This window comes from Streptomyces sp. GbtcB6 (genome assembly GCF_019091475.1).
Lineage (GTDB): Bacteria > Actinomycetota > Actinomycetes > Streptomycetales > Streptomycetaceae > Streptomyces > Streptomyces hyaluromycini.
In genome coordinates this window covers 185,229-191,489 of sequence record NZ_JAGXJL010000022.1, presented here as the reverse complement: position 1 = coordinate 191,489, position 6,261 = coordinate 185,229, and the positions used below count along the sequence as shown (strand labels likewise).

Annotated in this window: 5 protein-coding genes; 4 read left to right on the top strand and 1 reads right to left on the bottom strand. The window is 71.5% G+C overall.

The genetic code is table 11. The features are described from left to right. From sucB to KVT45_RS32450, 4 genes are all read left to right on the top strand, one after another. A partial coding sequence (sucB, locus tag KVT45_RS32465; RefSeq protein WP_217552715.1) for a 2-oxoglutarate dehydrogenase, E2 component, dihydrolipoamide succinyltransferase occupies window positions 1-1,097 on the top strand: 1,097 nt, incomplete at its 5' end. A gap of 198 nt (window positions 1,098-1,295) precedes the next feature. Then, window positions 1,296-1,919: a GntR family transcriptional regulator gene (locus KVT45_RS32460; protein ID WP_217552714.1), complete on the top strand. Its 624-nt coding sequence runs from the start codon at window positions 1,296-1,298 to the stop codon at window positions 1,917-1,919. A 539-nt stretch (window positions 1,920-2,458) separates the two neighbouring features. After that, window positions 2,459-5,170, top strand: coding sequence for a pyruvate dehydrogenase (acetyl-transferring), homodimeric type (aceE, locus tag KVT45_RS32455; protein ID WP_217552713.1), 2,712 nt, complete (start codon window positions 2,459-2,461; stop codon window positions 5,168-5,170). A 202-nt stretch (window positions 5,171-5,372) separates the two neighbouring features. Beyond that, window positions 5,373-5,891: a DUF4240 domain-containing protein gene (locus KVT45_RS32450; protein WP_217552724.1), complete on the top strand. Its 519-nt coding sequence runs from the start codon at window positions 5,373-5,375 to the stop codon at window positions 5,889-5,891. 3 nt (window positions 5,892-5,894) lie between these two features. On the opposite strand, the gene KVT45_RS32445 is transcribed toward KVT45_RS32450, so the two are convergent. Further along, entirely contained in the window at window positions 5,895-6,134 is a 240-nt protein-coding gene (locus KVT45_RS32445) for a hypothetical protein (RefSeq protein WP_217552712.1), read from the bottom strand. Between the last annotated feature and the right edge of the window lie 127 nt (window positions 6,135-6,261).

Below are 6,261 nucleotides of genomic sequence, written 5' to 3'. Positions count from 1 at the left end.
GGTGGCCCGCCCCCGTCGCTCCGGCGCCCGCCCCGGTCGCCGCCGCTCCGGCTCCGGCCGCTCCGGCTCCGGCTCCGGCCGCCCCGGCTCCGGCCCCCGCGCCGGTGGCCGCCGCCCCCGTCACCCCGGCTCCGTCCCCGGCCGCTCCGGTCGACGAGGGTGCCTACGTCACCCCGCTGGTCCGCAAGCTCGCCGCCGAGAACGGCGTCGACCTGGGCTCCGTCAAGGGCACCGGCGTAGGCGGCCGGATCCGCAAGCAGGACGTGCTCGCCGCCGCCGAGGCCGCGAAGGCCGCCGCCGCTGCTCCGGCCCCCGTGGCCGCCGCCGCTCCGGCCGCCGCCGCTGCGAAGAAGGCCCCGGCGCTGGAGGTCTCCCCGCTGCGCGGCCAGACCGTCAAGATGCCCCGCATCCGCAAGGTCATCGGCGACAACATGGTCAAGGCGCTGCACGAGCAGGCGCAGCTCTCCTCGGTCGTCGAGGTCGACGTGACCCGCCTGATGCGGCTGCGCGCCCAGGCCAAGGACTCCTTCGCCGCGCGCGAGGGCGTCAAGCTCTCCCCGATGCCGTTCTTCGTCAAGGCGGCGGCCCAGGCGCTGAAGGCCCACCCGGCCGTCAACGCCCGGATCAACGTGGAAGAGGGCACGATCACCTACTTCGACACCGAGAGCGTCGGTATCGCGGTGGACTCCGAGAAGGGCCTGATGACCCCGGTCATCAAGCACGCGGGCGACCTCAACATCGCCGGTATCGCCAAGGCCACCGCCGAGCTCGCGGGCAAGGTCCGGGCGAACAAGATCACCCCGGACGAGCTGTCCGGCGCGACCTTCACCATCTCCAACACCGGCTCGCGCGGCGCGCTGTTCGACACGATCATCGTGCCGCCGAACCAGGTCGCGATCCTCGGCATCGGTGCCACGGTCAAGCGTCCGGCCGTCATCGAGACGGAGGAGGGCACGGTCATCGGCGTCCGCGACATGACGTACCTGACCCTGTCCTACGACCACCGCCTGGTGGACGGCGCCGACGCGGCCCGCTACCTGACGGCCGTCAAGGCGATCCTGGAGGCGGGCGAGTTCGAGGTCGAGCTCGGTCTCTGATCCCCAGCGGGTCCCAGAGGGTTCCACGGTGCCCCGTCCGGAGTTCTTCCGGGCGGGGCACCGTCGTCTCACCTGGCCCCGGCACCCCCGGTAAGCGTGTAAGTCTCGTCTCACCTGCGCGAAAGCGCCCCCGCACGCCTCTCCCGAAAGGCGGTCCGGCCTTATTGTCTAAACGTCAAACGCCCTTAAGGAGCTCCCATGACCGCGCCCGTCGTCCACTCGCTGCGCGAACAGATCCGCGAGCACATCGTGGAGGGAATCGTCAGCGGGCGCTGGAAGCCGGGCGAGCGGATCGTGGAGCGTCGGATCGCGACGGAGCTGGAGGTCAGCCAGACGCCGGTCAGGGAGGCGCTGCGCGAGCTGGAGTCCCTCCGTCTCATCGAGTCGGCGCCGAACAAGGGCGTGCGGGTGCGGAACCTGACGGCGGCCGACCTGGAGGAGAGCTACCCGGTGCGGGCCGGCCTGGAGGCGATCGCGGCGGAGCTGGCGGCGGAGAAGCTGGCCGAGGACTGCTCGGCCCTTGAGCCGCATGTGGCGGCCCTCTACGACGCCGACCGGAACGCCGACGGCACGGCCCAGGTCCGGCACACGGTCGGCTTTCACCGCGAGCTGGTCCGGGCGGCCGGGAACTCGGTGCTGCTGCACACCTGGGAGGGCCTGGGCATCGAGGTCTTCACGGCGCTGTCCATCCGCTGGCTGGGCACGGTCCAGCAGTCGTACGCGGAGGAGCACCAGGAGCTGGTGGCGGCGTTCCAGCGCCGGGACCCGCGCATCGCGGACATCGTGAAGTCCCACGTCCTGGGCTGCGCCCCGAGACCGTGAGCCTTCGGGGTCGCGGCGAGCTCGGCACCGCCGAAGAGCGCCGCCGCGGCGGAATGGAAAGGCGAGCCGAACAGCGCCCCATAGGGGCGCTGGGGGTACCCCCGGCCAAAGGCTGGGGGAGGAACTGCGCGACCAGCCACGACGACGCCGCACCCAACCGACCACCACCCCCAATGGCGGGCGGCAACGCCCGGCTCGGCACCGCCGAAAAGCGCCGTCGCGGCTGATCGCCGTCGCGGCGGAGAAAACCTGGCGGGAAGCCCCTCCCACACAAGAGCGCACCCCCGCTCAAACACCTCCCCACCTGCGTAAACGTCGCTTGGATCACGTCACCCGGTGCCACTGCCGAAGGCACGCCGTGCCGACTTTCTCGGAATCGAGAGGTTTTGCCCTTCAACCCTTTGATCGATCATCGATCAGGGAGTTAGAGTCACCGACGGGCTCGCACCCGGGCCCTCTGCCCTGTCCTGCCAAAGACCAAGGGCACCCCCGAACCCTTACCGATGAGGGAACCCCCTTCGACTGAGGAAGGCGGCGACATGACCGACCCCCAGGCCATCCAGCCGAGCGCGCTCGACCAGCTCCCGGACCGGGACCCGGAGGAGACCGCAGAATGGCGGGCCTCTCTGGACGCCGTGGCCAGGGAGGCCGGGCCGCACCGCGCCGCATACCTGATGCGCCGCACGCTGGAGCGCGCCGAGGCGGACGGCGTCGCACTGCCGAAGCTGCTGGAGACGGACTACCTCAACACCATCCCCACCGCCGCCGAGACGGCCGTCCCCGGCGACGAGGAGCTGGAGCGGAAGATCACCGCGTGGAACCGCTGGAACGCGGCCGCGATGGTGACCAGGGGCAGCAAGTACGGCGTCGGCGGCCACATCGCCACCTTCGCCTCCGCCGCCTGGCTCTACGAGACCGGCTTCAACCACTTCTTCAGGGGCAAGGACGCCCAGGACTCGCCCGGCAGCGGCGACCAGCTCTACATCCAGGGCCACGCCTCCCCCGGCATCTACGCCCGCGCCTTCCTCGACGGCCGCCTCACCGAGGCGCACCTCGACCACTTCCGCCAGGAGGCCGGCGGCAACGGCCTCCCGTCGTACCCGCACCCGCGCCGCCTCCCCTGGCTGTGGGAGTTCCCGACGGTGAGCATGGGCCTCGGCCCGCTCTCGGCCATCTACCAGGCCCGCTTCAACCGCTACCTCACCAACCGCGGCATCAAGGACGTCTCCGCGTCCCACGTCTGGGCCTTCCTCGGCGACGGCGAGATGGACGAGCCGGAGTCGACCGCGGCCCTCGCGCTCGCCGCCCGTGAGGAGCTGGACAACCTCACCTTCGTCATCAACTGCAACCTGCAGCGCCTCGACGGCCCGGTCCGCGCCAACTTCAAGATCGTGCAGGAGCTGGAGGCCCAGTTCCGCGGCGCCGGCTGGAACGTCGTCAAGACGCTGTGGGGCACGGCGTGGGACGAGCTGTTCGCGCTCGACACGACCGGGGCGCTGGTACGCCGGCTGCGCCAGGTACCGGACGCGCAGGTGCAGACGTACCAGACCCGCGACGCCGCCTACATCCGCCAGGACTTCTTCGGCGCCGACCCGGCGCTCGTCGAGATGGCGAAGCTGCTGAGCGACGACAAGATCCTGGAGTGCTTCCACCTCTCGCGCGGCGGCCACGAGGCCCGCAAGGTGTACGCCGCGTACAAGGCCGCCGTCGAGCACAAGGGCGCGCCGACCGTCATCCTCGCCCAGACCGTCAAGGGCCACACCCTCGGCAACGGCTTCGCGTCGAAGAACGCCAACCACCAGATGAAGAAGCTGACGGTGGACGAGTTCAAGGCGATGCGCGACCTGCTGGAGCTGCCGATCGCGGACAGCGCCTTCGTCGACGGTGTCGTGCCCTACGGCCACCCCGGCGCCGACTCCCCCGAGGTCCGGTACCTCCAGGAGCGCCGGGCGGCCCTCGGCGGCCCGGCCCCGGCCCGCCGCACGCACGCCCTGGCCCCGCTGCCCGCCCCCGCCGACAAGGCCTTCGCCTCCTTCGACAAGGGCTCCGGTTCGCAGAACGTGGCGACGACGATGGCCTTCGTCCGCCTCATCAAGGACCTGGTCCGCGACAAGGAGACCGGGAAGCGCTGGGTGCCGATCGTCCCCGACGAGGCGCGCACCTTCGGCATGGAGAGCCTCTTCCCCTCCCTCGGCATCTACTCGCCGAAGGGGCAGACGTACGAGCCGGTCGACCGTGACCAGCTGATGTACTACAAGGAGGCCAAGAACGGCCAGATCCTCAACGAGGGGATCACCGAGGCCGGTTCGATGGCCGACTTCATCGCCGCGTCCACCGCGTACGCGACGCACGGCGAGGCGATGATCCCGTTCTACATCTTCTACTCGATGTTCGGCTGGCAGCGGACCGCCGACCAGATGTGGCAGCTCGGCGACCAGCTCGGCCGCGGCTTCCTCGTCGGCGCGACCGCCGGCCGTACCACCCTGACCGGCGAGGGCCTGCAGCACGCCGACGGCCACTCACCGGTGATCGCCGCGACCAACCCGGCCGCGCTGACCTACGACCCCGCCTTCGCCTACGAGATCGCGACCATCGTCAAGGACGGTCTGCGCCGTATGTACGGCGAGTCGGCGCCGGGCGAGGACCCGAACGTCTTCTACTACCTGACCGTCTACAACGAGCCGCTCCCGCAGCCCGCCAAGCCGGCCGGACTCGGCATCGACGAGGGCATCGTCAAGGGCCTCTACCGCTTCAACACGGCGGAGTCGGCCGGGCTGACCGCGGTGGCGAACGCCCCCCGCATCCAGCTGCTCGGCTCCGGTACGGCGATCCACTGGGCGCTCAAGGCGCAGCGGCTGCTCGCCGAGGAGTGGGGCGTGGCCGCCAACGTCTGGTCCGCGACCTCCTGGTCCGAGCTGCGCCGGGACGCCATGGAGGCGGACGCGGCCCTGCTGCGCGGCGAGGAGCGGGTGCCGTACGTCCGCCAGGTGCTGCACGGCGCGGAGGGTCCGGTCCTCGCGGTCTCCGACTACATGCGCCAGGTCCCCGACCAGATCGCGCAGTGGGTCGAGCAGGACTGGTCCTCGCTGGGCGCGGACGGCTTCGGTCTCTCCGACACCCGTGACGCGGCCCGCCGCCACTTCGGCGTCGACGCCGAGTCGGTCGTCGTGGCGGCCCTGGCGCAGCTGGCCAGGCGTGGCGAGGTCAAGGCGACCGCGGTGAAGGAAGCACGGGAGCGCTACGGGCTCTGAGTGTCCTGAGCGACCTGGGTGACCTGGGTGACCGCCGACGGCGCGGTCCGGCAGCGACTGCCGGACCGCGCCGTCGTGTCTGCCGCTCGCGGCCGGGGCCGCCGCCGGACACGGCGGGGCGGCGGACACGGCGGCACGGCGGATAACAATCCGCACCACTCCGCGTGCGCCCCCGCCGCCCAGGCACGATGCTGGACCCGTGATGGACGAGACGGAGTTCTGGGAGCTGGTCGACGCCACCCGCGAGGCCGCCGAGGGCGACCCGGAGGAGCAGGCCGACCTGCTGGTGGAGCGGCTGCTCCAGCTGGAGCCGGACCTGGTCCTGGACTTCGCACGTCACTTCGAGGCCCGCTACAACCGCGCCTACCGCTGGGATCTGTGGGGCGCCGCCTGGGTCCTGCTGGACGGGGCCAGCGACGACGCGTTCGACTTCTTCCGGTGCTGGCTCATCGCCCAGGGCCGGGAGATCTTCGAGGGCGCCCTGCACGACCCGGACGCGCTGGCGGAGCTGCTGGACGACTTCGACGAGGAGATCGACGGCGACGGCGAGGAGCTTGGGTACGCGGCGGACGAGGCGTACGAGCAGCTCACCGGGACCGTGGCGCCGGACCTGGGCATCGCCCCCGCGCCCTCCGAACCCGAGGGCGCCCCGGTCGACTTCGAGAACGCGCGGGTGCTCGCCGACCGGTTCCCCAGGCTGTGGGACCGCTTCAAGGTGTAGGGATCAGGCGGCGGTACGGCGGCGGGTCGCGTCGGACGGGATGTACGCCTGCGTCTGCTCGGCCTTGACCGCGTGGTGCATCGGCGCCGCGTTGGCCTGGTCGAGGGCGGACGCGGTGACCGCGGCCGGGCCGAGGACAACCGTCGCGACCGCGCAGACCACGGCCCAGGGCCCCCGGGACGGCCTGACCCGACCGGCCTTCTCCGTGGCCTCCGAACGGGCTTCGGTACGACTGCTGTTCATGATCCCCACCTCCGGTCGGTTTGTGATGTCCCTGACGGTAGGACGCGGGGATCTGAACCGCCTGCGCGCCGCCTATGGCGTTCCTGTGGACGCCTTCGCGGGTGCCGTGGACGCCTTCGCAGGCACC